Source organism: Rhizobium sp. NPDC092011 (assembly GCF_044756305.1).
GTDB lineage: Bacteria > Pseudomonadota > Alphaproteobacteria > Rhizobiales > Rhizobiaceae > Rhizobium.
On the sequence record NZ_JBIVSO010000030.1, the window covers coordinates 1 to 26132 of the forward strand.

General features: G+C 55.7%; 29 protein-coding genes. 16 read left to right on the forward strand and 13 right to left on the reverse strand.

What is annotated here, in order from left to right; translation table 11 throughout:
* Positions 1 to 254 precede the first annotated feature (254 nt).
* Both ACIQJ2_RS37265 and ACIQJ2_RS37270 read left to right on the forward strand, forming a co-directional pair.
* Complete coding sequence (locus ACIQJ2_RS37265; protein ID WP_400678027.1) at positions 255 to 479, forward strand: hypothetical protein; 225 nt, start codon at positions 255 to 257, stop codon at positions 477 to 479.
* 331 nt (positions 480 to 810) lie between these two features.
* The gene (locus ACIQJ2_RS37270; protein ID WP_003568294.1) at positions 811 to 1056 is read left to right on the forward strand and encodes a DUF6429 family protein; all 246 of its coding nucleotides are present in this window, start codon (positions 811 to 813) and stop codon (positions 1054 to 1056) included.
* Here ACIQJ2_RS37270 and tnpC read toward each other — a convergent pair.
* The 3 genes from tnpC to tnpA are packed head-to-tail and all read right to left on the reverse strand — an operon-like array spanning position 1025 to position 3491.
* Positions 1025 to 2668 (reverse strand): IS66 family transposase, encoded by a 1644-nt coding sequence (tnpC, locus tag ACIQJ2_RS37275; RefSeq protein WP_400678028.1) that lies wholly within the window; start codon positions 2666 to 2668, stop codon positions 1025 to 1027. The two genes, ACIQJ2_RS37270 and tnpC, sit on opposite strands and share 32 nt — an antisense overlap.
* 47 nt (positions 2669 to 2715) lie before the next feature.
* Positions 2716 to 3066 carry an IS66 family insertion sequence element accessory protein TnpB gene (gene tnpB / locus ACIQJ2_RS37280; RefSeq protein ID WP_400678030.1) on the reverse strand — a complete coding sequence of 117 codons (351 nt, stop codon included), beginning with the start codon at positions 3064 to 3066 and terminating at the stop codon, positions 2716 to 2718.
* Entirely contained in the window at positions 3063 to 3491 is a 429-nt protein-coding gene (gene tnpA, locus ACIQJ2_RS37285; protein ID WP_400678031.1) for an IS66-like element accessory protein TnpA, read from the reverse strand. The genes tnpB and tnpA overlap by 4 nt, the downstream gene beginning before the upstream one ends.
* A gap of 503 nt (positions 3492 to 3994) precedes the next feature.
* Between tnpA and ACIQJ2_RS37290 the strand changes: the two genes are divergently transcribed.
* The 4 genes from ACIQJ2_RS37290 (at position 3995) to ACIQJ2_RS37305 (ending at position 7111) form a co-directional block, all read left to right on the forward strand.
* Positions 3995 to 4297 (forward strand): ArsR/SmtB family transcription factor, encoded by a 303-nt coding sequence (locus ACIQJ2_RS37290; RefSeq protein ID WP_400678032.1) that lies wholly within the window; start codon positions 3995 to 3997, stop codon positions 4295 to 4297.
* 344 nt (positions 4298 to 4641) lie between these two features.
* Positions 4642 to 4851 (forward strand): DUF2945 domain-containing protein, encoded by a 210-nt coding sequence (locus tag ACIQJ2_RS37295; protein ID WP_400678034.1) that lies wholly within the window; start codon positions 4642 to 4644, stop codon positions 4849 to 4851.
* Between the two features lie 8 nt (positions 4852 to 4859).
* Complete coding sequence (locus ACIQJ2_RS37300; protein WP_400678036.1) at positions 4860 to 5411, forward strand: DUF488 family protein; 552 nt, start codon at positions 4860 to 4862, stop codon at positions 5409 to 5411.
* A gap of 1292 nt (positions 5412 to 6703) precedes the next feature.
* Complete coding sequence (locus ACIQJ2_RS37305; protein WP_400678038.1) at positions 6704 to 7111, forward strand: response regulator; 408 nt, start codon at positions 6704 to 6706, stop codon at positions 7109 to 7111.
* Between the two features lie 72 nt (positions 7112 to 7183).
* Here the strand turns inward: ACIQJ2_RS37305 and ACIQJ2_RS37310 are convergent, their stop codons facing one another.
* From ACIQJ2_RS37310 to ACIQJ2_RS37330, 5 genes are all read right to left on the reverse strand, one after another.
* A complete protein-coding gene (locus tag ACIQJ2_RS37310; RefSeq protein WP_400678039.1) occupies positions 7184 to 7654 on the reverse strand; it encodes a MarR family winged helix-turn-helix transcriptional regulator in 471 nt (156 codons plus the stop codon).
* Positions 7655 to 8241: 587 nt separating this feature from the next.
* Positions 8242 to 8787 carry a hypothetical protein gene (locus ACIQJ2_RS37315; protein WP_400678041.1) on the reverse strand — a complete coding sequence of 182 codons (546 nt, stop codon included), beginning with the start codon at positions 8785 to 8787 and terminating at the stop codon, positions 8242 to 8244.
* Positions 8788 to 9232: 445 nt separating this feature from the next.
* Positions 9233 to 10531, reverse strand: a complete 1299-nt coding sequence (locus tag ACIQJ2_RS37320; RefSeq protein ID WP_400678042.1) for a class I SAM-dependent methyltransferase — start codon at positions 10529 to 10531, stop codon at positions 9233 to 9235.
* Positions 10532 to 10964: 433 nt separating this feature from the next.
* On the reverse strand, positions 10965 to 11375 hold the full coding sequence (locus tag ACIQJ2_RS37325; protein WP_400678043.1) for a GFA family protein: 411 nt from the start codon (positions 11373 to 11375) through the stop codon (positions 10965 to 10967).
* A gap of 840 nt (positions 11376 to 12215) precedes the next feature.
* Positions 12216 to 14036, reverse strand: coding sequence for a chloride channel protein (locus ACIQJ2_RS37330; RefSeq protein WP_400678044.1), 1821 nt, complete (start codon positions 14034 to 14036; stop codon positions 12216 to 12218).
* 110 nt (positions 14037 to 14146) lie between these two features.
* On the opposite strand from ACIQJ2_RS37330, the gene ACIQJ2_RS37335 reads away from it, so the two are divergent.
* The 4 genes from ACIQJ2_RS37335 to ACIQJ2_RS37350 all read left to right on the forward strand — a co-directional run bounded on the left by ACIQJ2_RS37335 (position 14147) and on the right by ACIQJ2_RS37350 (position 16072).
* Complete coding sequence (locus ACIQJ2_RS37335; protein WP_400678045.1) at positions 14147 to 14605, forward strand: MarR family winged helix-turn-helix transcriptional regulator; 459 nt, start codon at positions 14147 to 14149, stop codon at positions 14603 to 14605.
* A 42-nt stretch (positions 14606 to 14647) separates the two neighbouring features.
* Positions 14648 to 15070 (forward strand): MarR family winged helix-turn-helix transcriptional regulator, encoded by a 423-nt coding sequence (locus ACIQJ2_RS37340; protein ID WP_400678047.1) that lies wholly within the window; start codon positions 14648 to 14650, stop codon positions 15068 to 15070.
* A gap of 73 nt (positions 15071 to 15143) precedes the next feature.
* Positions 15144 to 15413: a hypothetical protein gene (locus tag ACIQJ2_RS37345; RefSeq protein WP_400678049.1), complete on the forward strand. Its 270-nt coding sequence runs from the start codon at positions 15144 to 15146 to the stop codon at positions 15411 to 15413.
* 311 nt (positions 15414 to 15724) lie between these two features.
* A complete protein-coding gene (locus ACIQJ2_RS37350; protein ID WP_400678050.1) occupies positions 15725 to 16072 on the forward strand; it encodes a DUF488 domain-containing protein in 348 nt (115 codons plus the stop codon).
* Between the two features lie 75 nt (positions 16073 to 16147).
* Here the strand turns inward: ACIQJ2_RS37350 and ACIQJ2_RS37355 are convergent, their stop codons facing one another.
* Positions 16148 to 16423 carry a DUF6522 family protein gene (locus ACIQJ2_RS37355; RefSeq protein ID WP_400678052.1) on the reverse strand — a complete coding sequence of 92 codons (276 nt, stop codon included), beginning with the start codon at positions 16421 to 16423 and terminating at the stop codon, positions 16148 to 16150.
* A gap of 229 nt (positions 16424 to 16652) precedes the next feature.
* On the opposite strand from ACIQJ2_RS37355, the gene metB reads away from it, so the two are divergent.
* Positions 16653 to 17810, forward strand: coding sequence for a cystathionine gamma-synthase (gene metB / locus ACIQJ2_RS37360; RefSeq protein ID WP_400678054.1), 1158 nt, complete (start codon positions 16653 to 16655; stop codon positions 17808 to 17810).
* 405 nt (positions 17811 to 18215) lie between these two features.
* Here metB and ACIQJ2_RS37365 read toward each other — a convergent pair whose 3' ends face one another.
* Positions 18216 to 18968, reverse strand: a complete 753-nt coding sequence (locus ACIQJ2_RS37365; RefSeq protein WP_400678055.1) for a F0F1 ATP synthase subunit A — start codon at positions 18966 to 18968, stop codon at positions 18216 to 18218.
* 779 nt (positions 18969 to 19747) lie between these two features.
* Between ACIQJ2_RS37365 and ACIQJ2_RS37370 the strand changes: the two genes are divergently transcribed.
* Positions 19748 to 20347 carry a TetR/AcrR family transcriptional regulator gene (locus ACIQJ2_RS37370; RefSeq protein WP_400678056.1) on the forward strand — a complete coding sequence of 200 codons (600 nt, stop codon included), beginning with the start codon at positions 19748 to 19750 and terminating at the stop codon, positions 20345 to 20347.
* A 51-nt stretch (positions 20348 to 20398) separates the two neighbouring features.
* Here the strand turns inward: ACIQJ2_RS37370 and ACIQJ2_RS37375 are convergent, their stop codons facing one another.
* Complete coding sequence (locus tag ACIQJ2_RS37375) at positions 20399 to 21220, reverse strand: NAD(P)H-binding protein (protein WP_400678058.1); 822 nt, start codon at positions 21218 to 21220, stop codon at positions 20399 to 20401.
* The gene (locus ACIQJ2_RS37380) at positions 21217 to 21741 is read right to left on the reverse strand and encodes an SGNH/GDSL hydrolase family protein (RefSeq protein ID WP_400678060.1); all 525 of its coding nucleotides are present in this window, start codon (positions 21739 to 21741) and stop codon (positions 21217 to 21219) included. Before ACIQJ2_RS37380 ends, ACIQJ2_RS37375 begins: the two co-directional genes overlap by 4 nt.
* Positions 21742 to 22536: 795 nt before the next feature.
* Between ACIQJ2_RS37380 and ACIQJ2_RS37385 the strand changes: the two genes are divergently transcribed.
* Genes ACIQJ2_RS37385 through ACIQJ2_RS37395 form a run of 3 tightly spaced genes read left to right on the forward strand, consistent with a single transcriptional unit; the run spans position 22537 to position 24147 of the window.
* Positions 22537 to 23055: a DUF4142 domain-containing protein gene (locus ACIQJ2_RS37385; RefSeq protein ID WP_400678061.1), complete on the forward strand. Its 519-nt coding sequence runs from the start codon at positions 22537 to 22539 to the stop codon at positions 23053 to 23055.
* Positions 23056 to 23062: 7 nt separating this feature from the next.
* Entirely contained in the window at positions 23063 to 23386 is a 324-nt protein-coding gene (locus ACIQJ2_RS37390) for an amicyanin (RefSeq protein WP_400678063.1), read from the forward strand.
* A 38-nt stretch (positions 23387 to 23424) separates the two neighbouring features.
* A complete protein-coding gene (locus ACIQJ2_RS37395; protein ID WP_400678064.1) occupies positions 23425 to 24147 on the forward strand; it encodes an RNA polymerase sigma factor in 723 nt (240 codons plus the stop codon).
* 357 nt (positions 24148 to 24504) lie between these two features.
* Here ACIQJ2_RS37395 and ACIQJ2_RS37400 read toward each other — a convergent pair whose 3' ends face one another.
* Positions 24505 to 25026: an NUDIX hydrolase gene (locus ACIQJ2_RS37400; RefSeq protein WP_400678065.1), complete on the reverse strand. Its 522-nt coding sequence runs from the start codon at positions 25024 to 25026 to the stop codon at positions 24505 to 24507.
* Positions 25027 to 25268: 242 nt separating this feature from the next.
* Between ACIQJ2_RS37400 and ACIQJ2_RS37405 the strand changes: the two genes are divergently transcribed.
* Positions 25269 to 25886, forward strand: coding sequence for an amino acid ABC transporter ATP-binding protein (locus ACIQJ2_RS37405; protein WP_400678066.1), 618 nt, complete (start codon positions 25269 to 25271; stop codon positions 25884 to 25886).
* Positions 25887 to 26132 lie beyond the last annotated feature (246 nt).

Genomic DNA, 26132 nt, shown 5'->3' on the forward strand with positions numbered 1-26132 from the left:
ACCATCATCAGAAAGTCCATGACATGATCGCGCTTTATCGCGACAACGCGCCAACTGCAGCGGCATGGTGCGCTTTTGAAGCCTGGTGCGAAGGTAACGAGGAAGAGTATCAATTCTGGCTGGAGATATTCCATCGTTTGCGCAACTAGGAAGACGCCAATTTCATTTTGAATTCCTAGAACCGCCGTCGCCATGCGTCGACCGCTGGGCGCCCATCCTGCCAAAACGAGATTTAACCTTGGTTCCGGCGGATCATGCAAGGATTTCGCTCGCCGGATGCATCGCTGTGCTTCATCAACATCTCTTCAGCAGTTCGGATGAGCGAGGCGCAGACGCTGCGCAAACAACAACATCCGAAAGGAGGCAACTCATTTCCCCAGGGCTGTGGCGCCTCCAAATCGCTTGAACACGCACAGCTAAATGCCCAAATGGTCGGAAGCAGTGACGAACCGCCGGACATGGCTGGCGACACCGATTAAGCACCCACTGTCGTGCCGCAATTTAAGTGAATTTCTCACTCCCATGTTGTCGGGATCCATTCGATATCATTCAGGGTACCGCCAGGGGCCAGCAATATGGTACCGCTGTGCGAAAGATGCCCCCATTTCGCATGAAGCGCCCAATAGTACTTCAGCTTTGCCCCCACTAGGGGGCAAAGCCTCTCTGTTTCCACTCGCTCGATCACGGATGGGTCCACGGATCCATCGAGGGCGCGTGAAACGTTCAGGTGGTCGCCCAAACACCACTTAAATGTATCCATCCGAGGTAGGCCGCAGGGATCTTTGCGGTCGCGCATGGTAAGCTTGCGGAATGGAGATCGACGAGGACAAAATCGACGACGCGGTGCTGGCATTGCTATGGCTGACGCTTCACAACGAGCGTTGCGCCTGGAAGGGGTTTGACTGGGCGACGACGGATCGCTTGCATCAGAAAGGCCTGATCGGCGATCCGGTGAACAAGTCGAAGTCACTGGTGCTGACGGACGAGGGGCTTCGCCGGTCGGAAGAGCTTTTTCGGAAACTGTTTACGCGGCAGCCGGGATTTCCATCGCCTTGATCGCCTTCCACTCCCAAGGCAAGAGCTCATGCAGGCGGGAGACGGGAAGCTCGGCGATGCGGGCCAGCACGTCGGCAAGCCAGGCCTTCGGGTCGATGTCGTTGAGGCGAGCCGTCGTAATCAGGGTCAGCATGATGGCGGCCCGGTCGGCGCCCCGATCGGAACCGGCGAAGCTCCAATTTTTTCTGCCGCAAGCCACGCCGCGCAGGGCTCTTTCCGCCGCGTTATTCGTCATGCAAATCCTGCCGTCATCGGCGTATCTGGCAAAGTCGACCCAGCGCGACAGCATGTAGTTGATCGGTTCGATGACCGGTGAGGAGCGTGAGAGGCCCTCCTGTTCCTGGCGCAACCAGGCCTCCAGCTCGATGAGCAGCGGCTTGCTCTTTTCCTGGCGCACGGCAAGCCTCTTCTCGGCGCTTGTGCCGTTGATATCGCGCTCGATGGCAAACAACGCGTCGATGCGTTTAACCGCTTCCAATGCCGTCGCCGAGACAGGGCGCGCGCCTTTACCGCGGCGAGCACTGCGAGAGACGTCGGCCAGCTCGAAGAACTTCCGGCGCGCGTGGGCAAAACAGAAAGCGGGCGTCACCGGTATTTGTTTCTTCGTACGATCAAAGAGCGGATTGAAGCCATTATAGCAGTCAGCCTGCAGAATGCCTTTGAACTCGGCCAGATGCTTTTGTGGATGTTCGCCACGCCGGTCGCTGGAGGCGTAGAAGACAGCGGCCGGTGGCGACTGTCCCCCAAAGGGCCTATCGTCGCAAACGTAGGTCCATATGCGGCCGGTGATGCACTGCCCTTCGGCGAGAATCGGGATAGTGGTGTCGTCGCCATGCAATCGTTCGGCCGCAAACACGTGGGTCTCGATGAGATCGAAGAGCGGCTTGACGGCGGCGCTGACGTAGCCAACCTGGTCGGCAAGCGTCTGGGTGGACAGATCAATTCCCTCGCTGCGGAAGCGCCGGCTCTGGCGGTTGAGCGGCTGATGCTCGGAGAATTTGTCGAAGACTATAGTGGCGAGAAGGTTGAGGCCGAGAAAGCCGCGCGGTGTGGCATGGAACGGCGCCGGCGCCTGGCTGATGCAGCCGCACTCCCGGCAAGTAAACTTATCCCGGACGGTCTCGACCACCTTGAAGCGGCGTGGGATCTCCTCCAGCGTCTCGGTAGTATCCTCGCCCAGCTTCGACAGCCGTTCGCTACCGCAATGGGTGCAGGCGGTCGGCGCGTCGATGACGATGCGCTCGCGCTCGATATTCTCTGGCCAAGGCTTGCGCACCGGCCGCTTGCGAGTGAAGGCCCGAACGGTCTGGCTTTTGGCAGAGGCCGCTTCGGACGCAAGCTCGTCCTCGGTCGCGTTAGCGACCAGCTCTTCGAGCTGCAATTCCATCTGGTCGATCAGCCGCTGGGTGCGCTCCCGGCTCGGACCGTGTTTGTCGCGTTCCAACTTGGCGATCAGCAATTGCAGATGGGCGTTGAGTGCCTCGATGCTGGAAAGCTCTGCCTTGGCTTTGGTCGCTTCGGCCTGCGCCTGCAACCGCGCCTCGCGTTCCGCCAGCAGCGCGGCGTGGGCGCTGGCAAGATCGTCCGGAAGGGAAAGCGGTGGCAATGACATGCAAATTTTAGAGCATATTTCCTGAACAAATTCAATGACGAAGGCGCTCAGACCCGTGTCGGACGCCAAGTTTCCTGCGGCGCCCGCCAGTCAATTCCCGACAGCAAATAAGAAAGCTGTGCGGCCGAGATCGCGACGGCGCCGCCTTCAACATTGGGCCAGATAAACCGCCCGCGCTCCATCTTTTTCGTGAACAGGCAGGCGCCTTGGCCGTCATGCCAAATCAATTTTATTAGATCACCTCGGCGCCCCCTGAAGCAGAACAGATGACCGCCCAGAGGGTCATGCTTCAACACCTCCTGCACCCGAAGGGCCAGCGAAGGAAAGCCGCACCGCATGTCTGTATGTCCCGTCGCCAGCCACACCTTGACCCCCGTTCCCATCGGAAACGGGTTCATCGCAACGTCTCCAGACCACAAATGAGCCGCAGCAGGACGTCCACGTCGACGTCCCGACCGACGATCACACGCCGGCCGTTCGCACTCACCACCTCCATGCGACCGGGCGCGGTGACAGAAGGCGGCACAGCGACAGTCGCCGTAGGCGGCGTGCTCGCGACAACAGGCTCGGCAACAACGATCGCTGGAACAAATCCGTTTGCCGAGCGGGGGACAAGCCGTCCTTCCCGCGCGGCCCTGCGCCAGGCATTCAACTGCCAGCGCGTGATCCCATGACGCTGCGCCGTGGCCGTCACCTGTCGCGGGCCGTTATAACTCTCAGCCACGATCGCCAGCTTCGCTTCATCCGTGAAACGCCGGCGACGCCCGCTATCGACAATCTCCATCCGGCTGAAATGCCCGGTGAGATCATTCGTCAAGTCCATGTGTGAAGCACCGTCTATATTGCCGTCTATATAGACCGAGCATCCACACTCTCACTCACTGCACAATGCGGCCCAACTCGGATGCGTACACTTAAATTCAGGAGGTCTTTGTTTCAGAACGGTTGATGCAATATTCCTCATTTCGGCATGAGTCAGCACTTATGCGGCAGGAATGACCGGAATCAGCAGTGGAGGAAAGGCGTTGCCCTGCAATGACGTGGGGTGTCAAAGCAGGGCAACAGTTGCTGTCGAAACGGGCGCGTCAAGACAGCAATCAGGTGGGTATTAAGGTTAGTCTAACCGTAGCAAATATGCAAGTTTTTATGAAGCATACTTTTCAAATAGGAAGCCGCTGCATTCTGAAATTTTAATATAAATTACCTCTTGTATCGAGGAATTAATAATCCACAGAAAATAACAATTGTATTGACGGACAGTATGTGCAGACTATTTTGATAGCGTGCCTTCTCGCTCAAACTGATGTGTAAGCCAATGGTAATTCCATGTATTTAAACTACGATGATACACGCCTCCACTATCACACAGAAGTCTTATCTCTGTTAGCCAATCCGAAACGTCTGGAAATTTGCATTCGTCTTTTGGGTTTCGAAAAGGGCGTCAGTAGTCTGAGCGAGGAGCTAGGAATATCGCAATCCGCACTAAGCCAACATTTGACGAAGCTGCGCGAATTGAAGTTGGTCAGCGTACGCAGCTGTGCTCAATTCCGATACTATACGTGCGAACACCCCGGCGTTCGCCAAATTCTGAAGGTGCTGTCCGAAAACTTTGATCGCCCACTTGATTGAGGGATGCTATCGCCCGCAATGACGGCGACATTCAATTTGGTGAACGTCAGGCTATGTGGAAAATCGTGCGCTCGCCCATTCCATTCGATCGTGCAATTTGGAAAAGCATGGCGTTTGCAGGCTCAATCCATTGGAGGAAGCCTTTAACCGGAATTTCACGAAGCCGACTTCGAAATTAAAGACATTCACCCACGGGACTGTGACCCTGGTAGCTGAATCCGGATATTCATACGGAAAGCTGAGAGTGATCGCTCGACACTTTTAAGCTGTTCGTTCGGAACTAGTCCCTGGCAGAAGCATTGCATCATGGATATTTGTTCCCATTGGAATCGGAGATTAAGCAAATGACGAGAGGACTTGCGGTCGGCGATCATGTCAGCTGGAATTCTGAAGCTGGCCGAGTGTCGGGGACGATCATCGCCGTCCACACGAGCGACTTTGACTACAAGGGCCATACGCATCGCGCGAGCCAAGATGAGCCGCAATATGAGATCAAGAGCGACAAGACCGACCACATCGCCGCCCACAAAGGCAGCGCCCTCGACCATGCCTGACGCTCTCGATGAAGTCATTGCCCTTTTTTACCATTGGCCATTCCAATCGGAGTTTCCCCGTCTTCCTTGAGCTTTTGCGAGAGGCCGAGGTGGAGCGTCTCATTGATATCCGGAAGATCCCGATGTCGCGGGCCAATCCGCAGTTTAACAAGGACGCGCTCTCGATCGCTCTGTCCGAGGCTCAGGTTTCATACGAGCATATCGCGGCTCTCGGCGGCCTTCGCGGCAACGCCAAGACGTTCCCGACTGCGATGAACGGTCTGTGGACAAACGAGAGCTTCCACAACTACGCCGATTATGCGCTTACCGCTCCGTTTCAGGAGAACCTTCAGCATTTGCTTGAGGAGGGACACAAGCAACGGTCGGCAATCATGTGTTCGGAGGCGGTCTGGTGGCGATGTCACCGCCGCATCGTTGCCGATTATCTTATCGCCCGCGGCGAGACGGTGTTCCACATCATGGGGTCAACTCGCATCGAACCGGCTCGGCTGACGTCCGGCGCGCGCTTGGAAGACGATGGCACGGTCACATATCCCGCCCCACTGCAAGACGAAAACTGATTGTCAACAGAATGCCACTCTCATGAGCTGAAGGATGAACAAAGGTCCCGCCATTGGGTATCCTTCGGGCAACCTTCGCGACCAGTGATTTTCGATGCGCAAGCGTGGCGAGCCGAGTAACCACCTCGCACAGAGCATCGGCGTCTGCCGCGTCAGTTTTGTTGTCTTAGATGCAGGCTTTCAGCTATCTGCGCGTGCTGATCCGAAGTGTATGCATAGAACCTGTACTTCCTGAACTCAATAATGCGCCCTCCCACAGTTTTCTGTTCCTGCGAGGCAAGGTCGAAGGCTACTGCGCGCGAACGAAAACCAACGCCCGCGATGAGGCGTGACGTACGATTGCGTCCAAAAACATGACGCGGCATCGTTCCTAGATAGCTTCCTACCGCTCTGTCATCGGCGCAGGTTACCGGTTCAGAAGAAGGTCTCGCTTTGCGCTATCGTCTCGACTTCCGACGTTCATCCCGACCAACTCGTTTTCCTTGGCATAGTCGCAGACCTCGAAATGCGGTTCGTCAGGTTGCGACACTGTCTGTCTACCAACGGACTAAGTCTCTCGATCAGTTACTTACTGGAATACCAAATAAATGGCCGGGTCACCTTTCAACTCCAGCGCAGTGAGCCGCCGCCGGTTTCTCAATCTCTGCCAGCGTTGATTGGTCTCAGTGATAGCTTTGTTGCCGATTAGCTGGCATAGCGCCACTGCAGGTCCGATGAGAGCCTAGAGCGTATGGTCGTCGCGGACATCAAGAATGGCCAAAGCTGTAGTTGCAAGCGCTTGCTCGAAGATGCAGGCAGCAGCGCAACTCAGGCGTTGCCCCGCCTGCAGGCTCCATGCAGGGAACTTACGCGAATTCTGGCTCGGGGCGCGGACAATATCCCCGATTCCGATCGTCGATACCTCGCCGGCAAGATGAATTCCTCGCTGACGCCCCGATGCTGCCTCGGTGAGGACGTCCACGTAGAATATCAAGGACACTGCGCTAAGCCTATTACTTAGAACATCACCAAGGATGATGAGGTTTTTGGTCGAGACATTTCAAGCGCGTTTCGGACCACATTCGTGGTCGCAATTGACCAGTCTCGTCTCACTCGTATTTTGTATCATCTCATGATATTTTAACGTCGATCGATGTAAAACCACTCTGAACGTTTGGTGAGCAAGCAGGTTGTGTTGGAGTTTACAAGGCAATCATACCGTCTTGGCTCTCAACTGACAGGTCATTCATCGCGCTCAGAGAGGCAGTAACGGATCATGCGAGTTGGCGAAAAATTGCGAGCAAGGGGAATTGATGAACCGTGTTTTGATCGTTGAGGACGATCCGCTAATCGCAATCGATCTTCAAGAAATCGTACATGACCTCGGATACTTGACATCGGGAATTGCCAATAGCTTTGAAAGTGCGAAGTGTCTCGCACCGCGTTCAGAACTCGCCTTGGTGGATGTCCACCTCATAGACGGTGCAACCGGCCCACGCATCGGGCAATTTCTGGCAGCCGAATTCGGCATTTCAGTCGTCATGGTAACTGCCAATCCCGAGGTCGTCTCCGATGGCATTTCTGGAGTTATTGGCGTCATCACCAAGCCAGTAGAGCCGTCCACAATCAAGCAGGTGTTGGAGTTTATGCTAAACTACAGAAGTCGAGCGGTGCTTGTTCCTCCAATGCTGCGTCTTTTCCCATTCGACAGATCTGCTTAACCACTCGTTGTGCTGAAAATCACAATAATTCCTCCGAAGCTGGCGCTTGTGACAAATGCTAGTTTGCTACGTTCACTCTGGTCTCGATAGACGCCGAAGTCGCCTCAGAGATTCGACCAGTAGTTTCTCATTGTCGAACATGCCTTTGAGGTGGATCCTCGCTAACTGCTCGACCGTTTCTTCACCAATCTCGGTAAGACCGATCAACACGCGTCTTTTGTCTTGCAGTGAGGGCTTGCGGACCGCAAGGCCTGCGGCCTCAAGCCGGTCGACCAACTGAACCGCACCATTGTGTTGCAACAGCATCTGTTCAGCTAGCTCGCGCACCATGATCTGCTGCCCCGGCGCGACCTTCATCACGAGTAGCGCTTGATATTGCTGCGACGTTACACCCACTTCGGAAAGCGCCGCCTCACTGAATGAAAGAAACCGGCGCATGGTGAGCCGCACGCCCGCAAGGCCACGATAGACTTCAGGATTCAGAGGCTCAATCCTCTCAAGAGCGCGCGTGTGAGATCGCCTAGGGCGCCTGTCGGAGAGCATGCATGTCATCCTTTGTCTGTCACGAAACGATATAGTGACGCAGGCCAGGCTGGCAAGTTACCTGATGGGACGGATGCCGTCGGCGGCCATCGGCATATGATGCTTACTAAGCGCTACGCTGGCGCTGACGAAAGAAAGGCAGATGGCAGCATCCACACTAGGGCGAGGCCGACGGTCATGGGGAAGCGAGCCAAAATGAATTCGCAATCCGCGCCTCCACCATGGCGCTCAAAGCGATCGCCTCCGAAGTCGTTCCGTGGCTGATGCCTTCAAGATCTCATCTAAGGAAATCTGCGGCGACCGCCGATATGTTGCTCCTCGCTGAGTAAGCCGGCTGGCCACTGACATGCTCAACAACCATCGCGCAAGCCACTATCGAGCAAAGCAAGATGACAAGGGGAATGACTGCCGTTTTGAGGAGCGCCACCGCGAACCGCGTTGCTCTAGGATTTCTCTTTGCGGCATCGACAACGGTGCGAAGTGTCGATGGGCTCCGCAAATTTGGATGGCGCAGATTTGCCTTATGGTCAGCACCTGCAGCGCGGCGCTGTGGGGAACGAGCTTTAATTGTTTTGAAGTGCACTATCTCAGCCATCATATGCCATCCAAACGGCTTGGTGAAGACGCTTGACAACTGCCGCATTGCGAACATCGACCTGACAACCGCTCAGTTCTAAACGCACCGCATTGTCTTCGGACGCGCTGCCGTTCGGTAGCACAGGAAATGTGCAATCACCGTTGTGGCCAAGAGCAGCAAGGTCGGAGCTTTCAATCCGCCATCCAGCTGAAATCATTCCGCTCGGAGACATGAATGGTCTCGATCCGATTCTGATTGATTTCGGCAACGTCGAGGTCGGCGGTCTTGTTTGGTCAGAATCCAACTCCCGTCTAACCGAGCCGAAGACGCGCACATCGCCTCCCCGGTTTTTGAGAAAGCCGACTGCAACGCTGTACGCCAAGCCAGCGTCTACCTCGACAATTAAATCGTGAGCGATCGTTCCGTGGAGTTCAAAGACCCGATCTCTCGGCACCATCAGGCTTCCGGTGATCTCACGAGAGAACCGTACATCACGATCGAGCCCTGTCGAACCCTCAATGCTTGCATCAAGCCGTTCCACTTTACGCTCCTCCATGGATTGGACGGCCTTACCTTCGGTTGGCCCGACCAATAGTTACCTCCTTTCGCTCCTCGGCATAATATATCATATCATGACATATATGAAGGAGGTTGCTGCGAAATCGAAAGGAATTTTTTGGGCGCGTGGCTGCCTCGTCCCTCTTTCAACATTGATCGGATTAGATTTTTGAGATCTCGTCGCGTCGACACAAGCCAGAGCCATGCGATCAACGGCAAGCAGGCCCGTTGAATGATTTCACTTTTCAACGCAACTTCCCGATCCGATCCGATCCGATCCAAATCGGCAAGTCGTGTGCATCATTCTAATAGCTCTTATTCAACCGATCTGACGGAACAGCATGTGCGTGTCGCGCGCTGATGCAGACCACAGGGCATACGGTCCCGTCAACGACGCAAACAGCAATTTGTTTCTGCAAGCCGCGCAAGGTCGCAAGGCCAGCTCAGGCTCCTTTGTTGCCGCGTCCGGCGCTGTCGCTGGCAGGCAGGTTCTGATTGGAAATCTTGTCTTTGCCGTGTTGATAGGGAAGCACTGTAGACCTCCGACGCTCATCGTCGACTATGTAATCGCGGGAAAGTGGCAATGCGGCGATGTCCCGCGTCAGCTGGAGCTGCCAGTTCATGTGGCCCATCCGCCTGAACGCAAGCTCCGACACGATGAGATAGAATTCGAACATACGACAAAAGCGCTCGTCGTAGAGTCCAGCCAGCGTTGCCCTGTTTTTCTCGAACCTCTGTCTCCACTGCTCGAGAGTCTTTGCGTAGTGGAGGCGCAGTATCTCAACGTCGGTCACCCACAAGCCGGATTTCTCCACCACCGAGAGCACTTCCGAAAGTGCAGGAGAGTAACCCCCGGGGAAAATATACTTGGCAATCCATGGATTGGTGCTGCCAGGTCCATCGGCTCGGCCGATCGCATGGATCAAAGCCACGCCGTCTCTCTTCAACATCGATCGAACCTTGTCGAAGAAAGTCTTGTAGTGGTCGACCCCTACATGTTCGAACATGCCCACGGACACGACGCGATCGACCAGTCCGCTCAAGTTTCTATAGTCGAGAAGTTTGAATGAGACACGATCGGACAGGCCAGCCTCTTGCGCTCTTCTTGTGGCGACCTTCAGTTGCTCTTCCGAAAGCGTCAGGCCCGTGACCCGAACGTCGTACTCGCGGGCCAGAAAGATCGCCATACCGCCCCAGCCGCATCCGATGTCGACGACCTCCAAGCCGGGGCGATCCAGCTTGAGTTTCGCACTGATATGCCTTTTCTTCTTGAGCTGCGCCTCTTCGAGAGATTCATTGCCTTCGGGGAAATAGGCGCAGGAGTATTGCATGTCCTCGTCTAGCATCATCGAGTAAAGACGACCGTCCAGATCATAGTGATGTGCCACGTTCCGCTTGGACGTCTTAACAGAGTTGAACTGGTCAACCCATCGCTTGAGACGCCTAAACTTTTCCAATGCCTTGTCGAAGAGGTGCTGCCCTCCTTCCATCCAGTTCAGCGTTAGAAAGTCGAGTGGCTCGAAAATATTTCCCGAACTTGGTACGAGGTCGCCATCCATGTAGGCTTCGCCAAGCGCCAGTGCCGGATTGAGGACCAGACGTCGCTTGACGCGGTTGGTCCGGATTTCGAGCGCGGCCCTTGGTTCGCCCCCAGAGCCGAATTGCTTTTTGCTTCCGTCAGGGAAAGTTACACTGAGGGTTCCAATTTGAATGAGGTTAGATAGCAGAGCTTCGAGTAACACGTCAGGAATGCCTCGTCTAAACCGTGCGATGGCGCACGATCAGGCGATCATATTTCTCTTAAGAAGAATGACAAGAAGAAATAATTCTGCTGAAGAGAATTCAGATTTGAGCGAAATCCACTCGGGCCACTGCGGCGCGTCATGAACGAGGTCGAGGTGCTGCGTCTCTGCCCGTCCTGCCCTTGGCCGAAACCGCACCTTCGGGGAGGTCTGGGTTTATGAATACGATAGGCCGCAGGACATTGCCGATGGCAGTCCGATCCGCATCACGGTCAACGCCAAAACGGTTTCGCATTCTCTCAACCAAGTAGACGCCAGACGTTTACCTCCAGGAAACTCCAGCTCACCTGGTTTGTCGAGCTTCGCCGCATGTCGCAGGAAAACAAAGTCAGAACTTGCCATGCAATGAAGCAATCACCGCAGCAAGACGACCTTAGAGATTGCGCGTTTCAATGGGGATACTACCCCAATCATCATTCAAACCGTCGCAATATGTCACAGGTGCTCCGGCGAGTTCATCAGCGTCAACCTCGTCGAGACAAGCGACGTTGATGTTGTAGTATTTTGTTCCGCTCAAATTCGGAACATCGACCCATTCGAATGGCCTGACGCCGCAGTGCTTGCAGAATAGGTGATGCGCGACAGAGTTCTTAAGACCTCGATAATCCGTGAGATCGCGCTCACCTGCCACAAGCCGAAATGCCTTGGGAAATGCATTGACCGACCAAAGCCGCGCCTTCGCACAGATCGTGCAATTGCATTTGCTGGTGCCCGCGCTAATGTCGACCTCTGCCTCGAAACGAACGGCGCCGCAATGGCAGCTTCCAGAATATGTCTTGAGCATGAGATACTCCTCTAGTTCTGGCTTTCAACATTGTCTCGTCCAGTAATGACTGGAGCATGTGCTCTCGGATAAACAGATCTCGCATGCGCTGTGCCGCTTCAAGTTCTGGTGCAGTCAATACTTCGGTCGCAACACTGGTGGGTACGGGCGCTAGATCCGCAATGCTATTTCGTTTAGGACGGCAAAAGGCTGCTTCGCGCAACGGTGCGCGTTTGCATAGTCTGCGGTAAACCTTTGAAAATAGCCAGACCGGGTCGAAATATGTCGCCCACGGGCTAAAAGCTGCGCCCGAGCGGGTACTATGGTGTCTCCAAAACTCCTGCATCGGCGCATTCTTCACATATGCGATCTTGCTTCGGTCCGCGATTTCAGAACCTGCATTGATCTCCCATGCCGGCCCGCCACAAACGACTGCAACACCATTTTCTGGGCTATGGAAGACTAGTGTGCCTGCAATAATCACCTTTCACAGCTGAATAGAGTGGACCATCGGGGACCGAGACGGGTGATGCTCGCGCCTCAGAAAGCTCTCAGCACCACCTAGTGGCGCAGGAAGTCGAGGTCATGGGCGCATTGCGCAAGGAACAGGCAGCAATTTTCACTCGGACGCGCAACATCCGCTGAGAGGCCGTGCCGCTACCCTGAAGATCAGGTATGTTGCACTTTGGTGAGCGTCTCCCAATCCAGAGAAGGCGCGCACCAGCGCATCTTCTCATTTTGTGGATCTCACGGATCAGCAAACATCGGTGGCCTTGCGCCCGCACAGGTTGCTCAAGTCGTGCGTGGGGTGTTGCTCGCCTACTTGCGCGGTTCGACGAAAAATTGACGCCTCAACGGCAGTCATTGATCGAGCATCGGCTCCGGTTCGCCTCCAAAATATGGACGCCGCTCAAGTTCGGCAGATTTCAGGGAGCTCCTCAACCGCAACAGATCCTTGCGAGCTATCAGGCCAACAAGCTTGCCTGTCGAGCGATCTACGATCGGGATGCGCCCAGTATCTCCTGCAAGCATCAGATCGGCGATAAATCCCACGGTGTCATCCGGATGTCCAACAGGAAGCGAGCTATCGGAGACGTTCTCCCTGAGACTTTGTGTTGAAAGTCCCGCGTCACCCCGCCAGCGCAACACGTCGGCGCGGGAGACCACACCAGCAAGTAGGCCATCGTCTTCCACAACTGGGTAGATGCGATGGGTCTTTTCCTGAGTGGAGAAAAAGCTGCAAGCTTCCCCAATGCTCATAGTTGCGGATAGGGTATCGACCTGCCGGATCATAATCTCCGACGCACGCGTCAGTTCGAAGGGATCGATGCCGTATTCGCGGGTGATGTGCTGGCCGCGACGCGCAATCTTTTCAGTCAGAATGGAACGGCGAAGCAAGAGGACGGTAACTGCATATGCGGTGACCGTCGCGGCCAGTAACGGTACAAGCGTGCTGATGTCGCCCGTAATCTCAACGGCAAAGAAGGTTCCGGTCAGCGGCGCTCGCATCGTCCCGCCCATCATCGCGGCCATGCCGAGAAGAGCCCAGAAGCCCGGGTCTCCTGGAAAGACCAGTCCGACGAGCCATCCAAGAGCTCCGCCGAGAATAAGGAGTGGCGCCAACACGCCCCCCGAAGTTCCAGACGATAACGCGACCAGCCAGATCCCCGCCTTGACGAGAAGAATCGCAAAGACTGCCTTAGCAACGATATGGCTACCTAGTAGATCCGAGATAACATCGTAGCCGACGCCCAGAGCACGCGGTTCAATCAACCCACCAAGCCCGACTATTAGACCACCGAGCGCTGGCCACCACATCCAATGGATCGGTAACCGCTCGAAGGCATCCTCGATTTTGTAAAGCAAAGTCGTAAGCAAGCCGGACTGCAGCCCGGAGACGATGCCCATCGCCACGCAGAGGAACACGCCCCACCAGGGAATATGGCTCTGGAAATTGGTCGCGAAGAGTGGGCCTTGTCCGAAGAGGAACGACCGCCAGTAAATTGAAACACACGCTGCTACCGCAACTGGAATGAAGCTACGTGGTTTCCATTCAAATAATAACAGTTCAACGGCCAGCATCACCGCCGCGATCGGCGATCCGAAAATCGCCGTCATGCCGGATGCAGCACCGGCCACCAGGAGCGTTTTACGCTCCGCTGCGCTCATATGGAAACATTGCGCAAACAGCGAGCCAATGGCGCCGCCGGTCATGATGATTGGCCCTTCCGCGCCGAAAGGTCCACCTGTGCCAATGGAGATGGCAGATGAGAGCGGCTTCAGAAGCGCCACCTTGGGTGACATCCGACTGCCGCCGATCAGGATGGCCTCGATTGCCTCGGGAATACCATGGCCTCTAATTTTTTCCGAACCGAACCGAGCCATTAAGCCAATTGCGAGCCCGCCTAGCACCGGAGCCGCCACCATCCAAGGGGATCGTGCGGCATTTGCAAGTGACGAGGCTTGGGTGCTGAAATGTCCAAACCATACAACGTTCGTCACAAGCGCGATCAAATTGACCAGAAGCCAGGCCGCAAAGGCTCCCCCGGTGCCGACGATGATGGCCATTCCGATCAGGAGAAGTACGCGCTTGTCTGTGGTGAAGTCGCCGGCCTCCCGTCGAGCAAGTCCGCCTGTGAAATCATGTTGACGATATTGTGGTCTGCTTTCGGGGTTTATCAATACGTTGTCTCCAGATCACGCTGCTCTTCAGCGGAGAAACATTTTCTCATCGCGCACCACATATATCGTGATACGATATGAATCAATATTCTTGTGATCGGAGTTGAAACATGAGCAAAAAAACACACGAGGATGCCCTTTCGCCGGGGGACTATGAAGCTCTCGCGAACCTCCGCTATGCATTGCGAAAATTTACGGAGTTCAGTAACGCAGAAGTGTCGAATCTAGGCCTGACGCCACCACAACATCAAGCGCTGCTTGCGATCAAGGGGCTGCCGCTTGAAACGGAGATGACCATCGGGATGCTCGCCGATCGCCTGCTGATTGCGCCGCATTCTGCGACGGAGCTCGTCAATAGGCTCACCGAAGCGGGTTATCTTGAGCGCACATCAAGCGAAGCCGATGGGAGGCGTCAGATTGTCAAGTTGACGGAGAGCGCCGAGCGCATTCTAATGAAGCTCAGCGGTGCGCATCTGCACGAAATCAGAGAAATGGCCCCGGAACTCATGCAGGCGCTGCGCATCTTGCAGGATCGGCGCAAGCTGGAGAAAATCGCTTGGATGGCATAAATCACGCCGATCTAGACCGATGCATAACCTGAGGCCGTAACGATGACGAAAGAAACCTTGAGTGGCAGCGACTATGAGACGCTTGCCAATTTGCGCTACACCTTGCGCAGATTTATGGACTTCAGCACATCAGCGGCGCAGGAAGAGGGTCTACCAAGCCAACAACACCAAGCGTTGCTCGCGATTAAGGGGCATCCCGTCGATGAGGCAATGACCATCGGATCGCTGGCGCACCGCCTGCTTATCGCGCCACACACCGCAACCGAACTCGTTGGACGACTGGGTGCAGCCGATTTGGTGACGCGACACTCGGATCCCGAGGATAAGCGGCGGCAGACATTGACGTTGACCGCGAAGGCCGATGCACTCCTGCTAAGCCTAAGCGCCGTCCACCTGAAGGAAATACGGGAAATGGCGCCAGAACTCATCAGTATCCTGCAGCGCCTACAGGCCAAAACCACCTGACGGCAACAGCGCCTCTAACGTGATGTTGCAATACATCGTAATGCGATATATTGTGCGTTGGGAGGATGGTTTGATGGCAAAGACGATCGCCGAAACGAAGACTGATTTAGAGCAATTTTCCGAACGTCTATCGCGTGGTGCCAAACAGAAGCGCTCGCCCCGGCATTCGCCAACCGCTGACGAGCTCGCCGAACTTAAAAGAATGCTCTACACTCGACTGCAATCCGGCCCCATGGATCTCAGGCTTCTCGCTCTGGAATGGCAATATGACATTGCTCTCTTGCTCGACCACATGCGCCATTGGATGTATACGGTCGACCGAGATTTCGACCAGAATCCATAACGGCATGGATATGCGGTATCGGAGGCGTCGGTAATTTGCCGGCTGGCGGCAACAGGCTTCTGTAAGTAGTGCCAATGTTGCCATCGGAATCGGCACGCAAATATTTGCGATTTTTGTCCGGTTCCCCTCCGACTTGAGGACTTTCAGGTCCACAGCCTCTTGTGGCTCTAAACCACCGGATCTCCTCGTCCAATGACGATGAGCAGCGTGCCAGCATTCCATGCGATGACCTTTTGGCGCCGATTCATTCACTCGAATGCATAGGAAAGGACGCCGACTTGGGAGCGCCTACGAAGACGGTAGAGTGAAACATGCGTCTGCACATCAAGCGAATTTATGAGCCTGCGGCAGAAGGTGACGGCAAGCGTATCCTTGTTGATCGTCTATGGCCCGGAGGCGTGAACAAGAACGGCGCCCATGTTGATATTTGGCTGAAAGACATCGCGCCAAGCACTGATCTGCGACGCTGGTTTGGCCACGATCCCAACAAGTGGGATGAATTTCGTCAGCGTTATCGGGACGAACTCAAGAATGACGCGGTGGCGGTCCACGCGCTCGAAGAGCAGATCGAAAAATCTATGGTGACGCTTCTCTGTGGAGCGAGAGATCGCGAGCACAATAATGCCGTCGTGCTCATGGATTTCATCCGCGATCGCTAAGTCGGGACGTCATTCGTCGATGACGACGTGATCTTGCGGAGCGTTTGGAATATCGCAGCCGGCAAGTTGATAGCATCAAGACGCGGGCGATCGCGCGTGGGTGCGAAGGAAGGTCATTTCCTCGTGCCGAACCTGGTTCTCATCATCCAAAACGACCCGCCATATTCGATTACCAAATCGCAGTGACAGCCGCCTGCTGCCTTCATCGTCTGCCGTCCCCACCTCCAGAGAGGATGTGATTGAACCGCGTTGCACGTAGCGGCGAAAATCATTGAGAGACAGACCGAACCGGTCGGCGATTTCCGAGGAGTCGACGATATAGTCTCCATTTTGGGCCCGCTCAACAAACATCACACCATCCCTTTTCTGCGTCGGATATCAATACACCGTCTCGCTCGAATAGAGAATGATCGATCATTGTCATTCGCAAATAAGGAATTATAGTCGCCACGGGAGCCACACTTCAACCAAGTGCTTGGCGGCCGACAACAGCCGCGACGTGCGGCACGGAACCGATCGATCCACACGTGATGAACATCGCTGCAAGACCCCACTCCCATTCGTGAAAGGCAAGTCTCTAGTGTCGACCAACAAGGATTTCAGAACGATCGCGGCCACAAACGGGATCGCCGGCGACACCGCTCATGGCGCCGTCACGCCAGCACTTTATCTCTCCAGCAATTTCGCCTTCAGGCAATTCGAGCAGGCACAGACCTACGAGTATTCCAGAACCTCCAATCCCACGCGCGATCTGCTTGCCGACACGCTGGCCAAGCTCGAGGCCGGTGTCGGTGCGGTGGTGACATCGTCCGGGATGGCGGCCGTCAACCTCGTCCTTGGCCTGCTGAAGCCGGGCGATCGGGTGATTGCGCCGCATGATTGCTACGGCGGGACTTATCGCCTGTTAGCCGCACTGCGAGACAAAGGCCATTTTAGCGTGGAGTTTGTCGATCAGGGCAATGAAGAGGCTTTGACGTCCGCATTAAGCCGGGGCATTGCGCTGGTTTTCGTTGAAACGCCAAGCAATCCGCTCATGCGCGTCGCCGACATTGCCGCCATTTCCCGGCTGGCGAAGGCGGCACAAGCGCGCGTCGTTGTCGACAACACATTTCTGTCACCGGCGCTGCAGCGTCCGATTGCTCTTGGCGCCGACCTCGTCATCCACTCGACGACAAAATATCTGAACGGGCACTCCGATGTCGTCGGCGGCGCCGTTATTGCGGCGCACGCCGATGACCTCGACGAGCTGAAAGCATGGGCCAACATGATCGGTGTCACTGGTTCACCTTTCGATTCCTATCTGACCCTTCGCGGTGTGCGCAGCCTTTTTGCCCGACTGGAACGACAGCAGATAACCGCCATGGCCGTCGCCCGTTTCCTATCCGGACACCCGAAGGTCGGTGCCGTCCATTATCCAGGTCTCGCAACACATCCCGGCCACGACCTTGCGGCTCGACAACAATTTGGTTTTGGAGCCATGTTGAGTTTCGAACTGGAAGGGGGAATTGAAGCGGTTCGCCATTTCGTTTCCGGCTTGCGGATATTCACCCTGGCGGAATCGCTGGGCGGTGTCGAAAGCCTCATCGCTCATCCAGCAACCATGACCCATGTCGGCATGGGTGCCGAAGCACGTAAGGCTGCGGGCATAAAGGAAGGTTTACTGAGGGTCTCGATCGGTCTGGAGGCGGAAAAGGATCTATTGTTCGAGCTCGACGCCAGCCTTGCCGGGGTCGAATAATCTCAGGCGAAATATTCGTCTCTGCATCCCGCTTCGGCAGAAGCATAAGCCCTTGGTGAAGGCCGTCTTGCGATGACTGGCAGCCCTATGACCAAGCATCCCATTGAAGCGATTACGTGTATAAGGGTGCCGCCGACGCTGGTCTCGCTGTGAGACAGACCTTTTTAGCACAACGCATTGAGCATCTCGAATATCTCCTGGCGACATTGCTTGCGCGCGACGGGCTCGCCTGCGATATGTCGTAGCGTCAATGATCGCATCTTCCTATCACCCCCCAGAAAGGCTCATCTGTTCTTCGATCGTCAAGCGAAGTTTCTGAACCTGATGAAACCGGTCGGCGGCGTGTCGCGTCCGCGGTGAACTCTCGCGACCAACCTGCTCATCCCGCCATTCAATTTAGATTTCTCAGTGTCCACCAGGATGGATGGCGTCATTGAGGTACAAGCAAGTCAGCAAGGCAAAGACATAAGCCTGTAGGAAAGCCATCAGGAATTCAAGACCGGTGAGGGCGACGGTCATGATTAGGGGAAAAGTGGCGCCGCCGATGCCGAGCAGTCCCAGGGATCCGAGCGAGGCGACGAACCCTGCAAATACCTTGATTGTGATATGCCCAGCGAGCATGTTGGCAAAAAGACGAACCGAGAGTGAAATCGGCCGCGATAGGAAGGAAATGATTTCGATCATCACGACGAGCGGCAGAAGTATTGCCGGCACGCCACGCGGCACGAAGAGGTTTAGGAAGCCAAGACCGCGCTTCCGGAAACCATAGATGACGACGGTCAGGACGACGAACAGCGCAAGCGCAAAAGTAACGATGATCTGGCTTGTAACCGTATAGAAGTAGGGAAACATGCCGATCAAATTTGCAGTCAATACGAACATGAACAGGCAGAAGACCATCGGGAAGAATTTCATCCCTTCGATCCCCGCTCCCTCCCTGAGCATCGACTCGACAAACTCATACGATATTTCCGCGACAGACTGCGTACGGGTCGGGATGACGCTTCGACTGAAAGTCGCGAAATATAGAAAGCCCACAGAAATGGCCGCTGCAGCCACCATGAATAGGGAGGCGTTGGTGAACGAAAAATCGATCCCGTCGATTTCGATCGGCACGATCTTGTAGATCAGGAACTGATGGGTCGGCCCGTTTGCCACTGTTTGCTCTTTCTCATTTGACCGCCATCGTGACAAGGATTGAGACCATGGAAGCATCGCTTTCGGCTAAGTTTTATATTGGTCAAACCCCATTCGGCATCGGACAATTGTAAGCTCACCGGGATCGATCGAAGCTTTAATCAAGGTACAGCGCCCGAAGTCGAAAATCGTTCGCCAGCAGAACTATATCTATATCCATTGCCTACATAGAGCTCCCCAAAGGCTTGATTCCTTTTGGTCGAGCAAGTCATAGCCTTTTGCCGCAAATCCTCCAGCGCTTCATCCAGACCCGCACAATGTTGTCGCGCAACTTAAATGCGATGGGCTTGTCACGCGGTGTGCTGCTTATCACAGCAGTCCTTTTGCTATATCGTATTACGATGTATATCAAGGTAGCAGCCCGCTACTGATATAAAATACGGTAGCGCCGTTTTGTCCCTCCGAACTGTGTTAAAATGTTAAATCAACACCCTCTTTCAATAGCGGACATCGGCCTTTCCGATTGGAATGACAGATTTGGAGCCGATTGAGGTCCGTCCGCTTCGAAGAAGCGACCTGCGGTAGTGGTTAATCGTCAATAGATCGAAAACAGGCAATTCCCGACCCGATTGCTGACATTAAAGCGGACTTAGTCATTCCCTGAGGCTGCTACCCATTCGTCCATCGACTTTCGGCGTCAATTTTGGCTAAACGGCCGTCGACAAAGCCCAAGGCATTCTCGAAATGACCTTGTGCGTCGCGTCCTTTACCCGCCACTGCCAGTTTGATATTTTCACGGGATGATAGGCAATGCCAATACTTCCGCCAGGCGTATTCCGAGGCAACAGCGCTCACGACAAACGGTTGAGGTCGTCCTTGCTGCCGTCCCCGTGGTCGTGAAACGGCATGGGGTCGCCTCAATCACGACGAACCGCATTGCTGAGGTCGCAGGGGTCAGTATTGGCTCACTCTATCAGTATTTCCCGGACAAGAGGTCGGTTTTCAGCGCTTTGCATGAGCGCCATGTCGGGGACGTTCGAAACATACTGGAACGCAATATTGCAGCCCATAAGTCATCGTCTTTCATTGAATCGGTGGTCGATCTCGTTGAAGAGCTTGTCGATTTGCATTCCGCCCAAGCGGAATTACACCAGCTGATCTCCTCGTCGGTCGATGAGGGGCCGGAGCATTTTCGCCGCGCGCTGGGGGCTGTATTTGAGCAGGCCATCGTCCAGCGCGGCTCTGAGAGCATGAACCGCATCCTGTTCGTCCTGCCAAGTCTGGTGGAAGGCGTCGTCCACGGGGTAGCAATGTCGCCACTCACGTCTCGCGAGGCCAAAGGCGAGGCGGTGAAAGCGATCCTCGCTTACCTGTCCGCCCATCCTGAACTGGGCCGGTAAAAGGTCATCAGGATCGGCTCGGTCTTCTAGTAAAATTGCTGATGTTTTCGGCTATCCAATCGCTAAAGCACCTTGGTGGGCATCCAAGTAGCTGCTGCACGCCATCGCTGACGGTGGCGAGGCGCCCTCTCGAATCGCACGCCAAATATCGACCAGCGCCTCGGCATAGGCGCGATCCGCCCACATTAAGACGTCCGCCATGGCATCGGCGTCCGACAAGGTTTCATAGTGGATAGCGTTGCCTGTCGCCTCACCGATGGCCGTGACCATCTCTCTATAACTTAGAGGTTCCGGGCCTGTAATGACCAGCGCGTCATTCAGGGCCTTCCCATGAGACAAAACCGACACGACCACCTCCGCAATATCGTCGGGGTGTATGAAGGCAATCTTCCCTTCGCCGGTCGATGAAGAAAGCACCCTGTCGTTGCGGATCCGGTCCGCCCAGCTCAACGCATTCGACATAAACGCCGCTGTCTGAATGAACGTGTAGGGCATGCCACTGTCCTGGATAGCCGCCTCTCCGCGCGCGCGCCACGGGCCGGTCCCGACACCGGTTTTGACGTCGAGCGTTGAGAGTTTGACGAGATGCTGGATGTCTGCATCGCGCGCCGCCAGCGCACAGACGCGGTCCCGCTCGCCCAGGTCTGGCCCGGTATTGATCAGAAAAAGAGCGTCATACCCTTGAAATGCGCCCCTCAGGTCAGTGCACGAGCCTGCGAGGTCGCACACCCGGATCTCCACACGGTCACCAAATAGCTTCCGTGCTTTCCTCGCATCGCGGACGAGCACATGAGGCGTCTCGCCTGCGTCGAGAAGGCGGTTTGTGACCAGCGAGCCCACATTCCCCGTCGCGCCAGTGACAAGGTACTTCATCTCTGCTCGCTCCAGGACCGAACGATTTCGAGCGCGACCCTCTGCTGTCCCGCCTGAGTGAAGTGAACTCCGTCCTCCATCAGCAATTCATTCAGCGATGAAGCGTCAAGCCTTTCAAACAAATCAACGACCGGATCACCCAGACTGCGCATCGCCGTCGCAACCTCCGCAATGTCTTCGTTGCGAAAGCGCACACCGAAGTGAGATAGGGCCCATTGTTTGGATACCTGGCTCTCATTCACTGCGGGCGGCGTGATCCATAGGCATCGCGCTTCTGTCTCACTCGTGACGCGGGACCGGAGTTCAGCAAGATTTCGAGCAGTCTCGTCGTGGTGAACGATTGTCTTGGTGGGTTCAGGACCCTGAGTCCTCGCGTCGTTCAATCCGAGGAAGAACAAGACCCAGTCCGGACTGCCGGCCAGTACTTCATCGATCCGGACCAGCCCATGAGTAGTCGTATCGCCACTGACGGCGCTTGCGACTACAGAGATGTTGTCTTTGGGCCGCTGCGCCAAAATCAACTCTTGCAGGATGACTGCCCAGGACTGTGGATCCGATGTCCGGCTATCGCCAAAGGCGAAGTTCGTGCGTTTTTGCGCAGGGGAAGCTGGTCAATCATTGCGCCGACATCGGGTTCTGGCAGCAGCATCCGAGCCGACGATTTCGCGCCCGCAGTGAGCTTGGCAAGTTCTGTTGAATAGTAGTCCGGGTCGAGCCCCAGCAAAGCGGCGCGGACTTGCCCAGTGAGCGATGCCGCTCCCGGGAGCGACGCTACCGTCCTCTCGGGTTGGAAGACCTTCACTATCCAGTGCATTTGTTCTTTTGACATTTCCATCAGAATGAGTTCCCCTGGTTTTGTTGAGATGCCAGCAAGTTATCGATCAAGCGACTGATCGTCAGCTCGCGTTTGGATCTGATAAAACCGTTGGAAATGATGTGCTGTCGGACGCGTTGCTCACATTCTCTCAAGCAGTAGCACTCGACCGCAAGCTTCATTTTCTCGAAGGCAACGCGCTCGCATACCGCCAAAGCGGTCGCGGAAACCAACTGACGCACGCCCGCAGGCGGCCCTCTTAGTGATCGCTTCGATGAGAATTGGCTCACCAACCGAGCGCCTGCCCATCAGCGTTTAGCCCAAGTGGGGACGACCCTTAGAATAATTGTGGCGAAGATCTTTCCAGCTTGATGCGCTGTTTCGCCAGCACGCCTCGAAGGTCATTACAGTTTTTGGGGAACCTTTTGCTGGCAATCGCATCTAATGACTGTTTCAGGTGTCGAGGGCGTCTGAAATGTCCGATGGAGGATAGGAGACCAACATGTTCAAGCAACTTCTCACGGCAACGGCGATGGCTGCGGCACTTGCGACAGCGGCGTTTGCCGTCGACAAGCCGACGGATCCGCAGATCGCCCATATCGCCTACACGGCTGGCGAGATCGACGTCGCCGCCGCCAAGCAGGCTCTCAAGGTGAGCAGGAACGCCGAGGTTCGGCAATTCGCCGAGACAATGGAGCGCGACCACACGGCCGTGAACCAGCAGGCGCTTGCCCTCCTCAAGAAATTGAACGTCAAGCCCGAAGACAACGACACCAGCAAATCGCTGTCGTCTGCCGCCAAAGCCGAGCTGGAAAAGCTCTCCAAGCTTCATGGCGCAGCCTTCGATAAGGCCTATGTCGACAACGAGGTGGCCTATCACAAGCAGGTCAACGGCGCGCTTGAGACATTGCTGATCCCGTCGGCTCAGAATGGCGAACTGAAATCGCTGCTGCAGACGGGTCTGAAGCTCTTCAAGGAGCACCAGATGCATGCCGAGCACCTTGCATCGATGGTCAAGTAGTCTCGCCATGCGCTCTCCGTTTCGCATCCTCGCGGCGTTGGTATTCGCTACACTCGTGCTTGGGGGCCCCGCAATCGCGGTGGCCGCCAACCGCGACATCATCATCGCTCAAATGCAATTCGGCACGGCTTCGCCGTTGCATGTCGGCGACGTGGTCACCTGGCGTAATGATGATATACTCCGCCATAGCGCGACTGCGCGCGACAAGAGCTTCGACATCGACTTGCCGCCGAAGTCGCAAAAAAGCATGACGATCAAGCACGCGGGAAAAGTGGATTTCTATTGCCGCTTTCACCCGATGATGACCGGCACGCTCGACGTCCAGCCATAGGCTGGGCGGTAGATGCACGGAATTTTGCTGGAGTGATCATGGTTGCCATCCCCACCGCGGCGTCGAGGCACCTGCCAGACCTGGCAGCGCTACCCGATGCCGATCTCGTCGTCCATGCCAGGACGGGCGACGAGATGGCCATTCGTGTCCTGGTACAGCGACACAATCGGCGCCTGTTTCGAGCGGCCCGTGCCATCGTCCGGGACGACGCGGAAGCGGAGGACATCGTCCAGGCGACGTATGTGCACGCCTTCACCCATCTCGATGCATTTCGCGATGAGGCGCAACTTTCCACCTGGCTCACCCGGATCGCGCTCAACGAGGCGATCGGATGCGTACGACGCCGCCGGCCAAACGTTGATTTGGAGGAGATCGACATGGCTGTAGAATCAGAACGGGGCGAGCTGCTGCAATTTCCGACCTCGTTCTCGGTCGCTGACCCCGAGACCGAGTTCTCCCGCGGCGAGGCGCGCCGCCTGCTTGAGCGGGCAGTCGATGGGCTACCCAGCGAATTCCGCGCAGTTTTCATATTGCGGGACGTTGAGGGGATGAGTACGGAGGAGGTCGCCTCTTACCTCGGCATCAAGGCGGGAACCGCCAAGACCCGGCTGCACCGCGCACGCAAAATGATGCGAACCGCGATTGAAAGGCAGTTGGTGGGAGCTTTCTCGTCGCTGTTTCCGTTCGACGGAGCGCGCTGCGTTTCTATGGCGGACCGCGTCATCACGCATTTGCGAAACGCTCGGACAAACCTGATTTAATCCGGCAACAGTCAAGGCTGCAATTTCTCTCGGCGCCGCCGGAGTGACCGCGACCAAGCCGTTTTGGTAGGACATAACGCTGTCATTGGTTCACCAGCCTGCAGCGCAGCACCTGAAGACTCGGAAGTATTGACGTTCGCTTACCCGCGATCCTCAAATTCCAGCGAGAGCTTGACCGGATCTTCACACTGCACACCGGCATGACGCCCCGGCCCGTTGTCAATTGTCAATCGGCGCGACTGTTCCACGTCGAAACACCGACAAGTGAAGTCGGAGGGCCGAGACAACGTCGGTTTAAGGTGGCGCGGCGGGCAATAGCATCGCCAAGTTGCGTTCGACACTCGGTCTTAGTCCGCCTCACTCGCGCTCTCTGCGGGGCTTGAAATTGACAATCAGCGACTTGAGTTCGATCTCGCGAACACGCCGGGCCGCCTCGTCGGGGCTCACCCACTCCACCCGGCGCTGTCCGCGTTCCTTGAAGTTGGTCTTGACCTCGTTCACTTCCAGCTGAAACATTTCCACCATGCACGGGACGACTCTGCCGTCGTCGAGGTCCTTCAGATAGGTATAGCGGCCAATTGGCGTCCTCCACACCTTTCCGCAAACTCCAGCCTCCTGCCGGGCCTCGATCTCGGCAGCTTCGTAAGGTTCCCTGCCCTTCATCGGCCACCCCTTGGGCAGGATCCAGCGTCCGCTGTCTCGCGATGTGATTACGAGTATTTCGAACTCGCCACCGCCATTGATGTCGCGAAAGCAAAGTGCGCCGTACTGGTTACGGAACGCCTCGGCGAACAATTGTTCCGGCGCGCGCGCGAGTTGCTGCAGCAAGTGCGCTGGCTTTGGTGATGCAGACTTACCGATATCTTTTTTCGACTTCATTCTATCCAAAACTGCCAGATTCTTGCCTCGGTCTCAACCATCGTTGCGAATTCGCGTGATGCCGCGCCAATCATACCCTCAAAAGGCGCGATACCGGCGAATGGCAGCCTGGGTTCCGCCGCCTCAAAGTGGCTTGAGCACACGTCACTCTGTACACCTGTGTTTCGGCCCTTTAATTGCGGGACTTAGTCAAGCCTGTTTGTCCTTGCCGGGGTCATGGTCCTTTTCGAGATCATGGCCTCATGATGATGTTCGGGCGGATGCCTCAAGGTGTGGAGCGCTGTGCGGTCGTAAAGCTGATTGCCTACCGTGAGGAAAACGGAGCTCTGATCGAGCTTCCCAAATCGCAGATCGCGAAGAACAGGCTGAGTCTGGGAATGGAGTTTCAGTCTTTCAATCTTTTTCCTCATATGACCGTGATGCAGAATCTCATCGAGGCCCCTGTCGGCGTAAAAAGGGAAGATAGGGCCGAAACAACGGAACGAGGGCGCGCCTTACTCAAGAAGGTTGGGCTGTCGGACAAAGAAAATGCTTATCCCGCACAATTGTCGGGCGGTCAAAAGCAGCGCGTTGCTATCGCTCGCGCCCTCAACATGCGGCCAAAAGTTATGCTCTTTGATGAGCCGACCAGCGCCCTCGATCCGGAAAACGTCAATGAAGTTCTCTCCGTTATGAAAGATCTATCGCTGAGCGGCATTACGATGGTCGTCGTTACGCACGAAATGGGATTTGCAAGAGAGGCAAGCAATCGCGTTATCTTCATGGATGGTGGACGCATCATCGAGCAAGGTCCCCCGACGGAGGTACTGGGAGCACCTAAGCACCCGCGGACAAAGGCATTCATCGGGTCTGTTCTTTGAAGGGCAAAGCGATGTGCTGCAGCGGAAAGCAGATTTGCTAACGTCACACGACAGTTACGACTGTGGTTACCAGGTTGTTCGATGTTCCGACTGCCGGGCATCGCTCCTCAATCCGGAAGGGCGATGATCGTCGTTGTCTCGCAGGTTCAACGTAAGCGCGATTTTCCACGCACATTGACGTAGGCGGCATCACCGAACGGGCGCCTTTGCGAAGCGATATCCGGCTCTATCAAGCCGCGGTGGTCT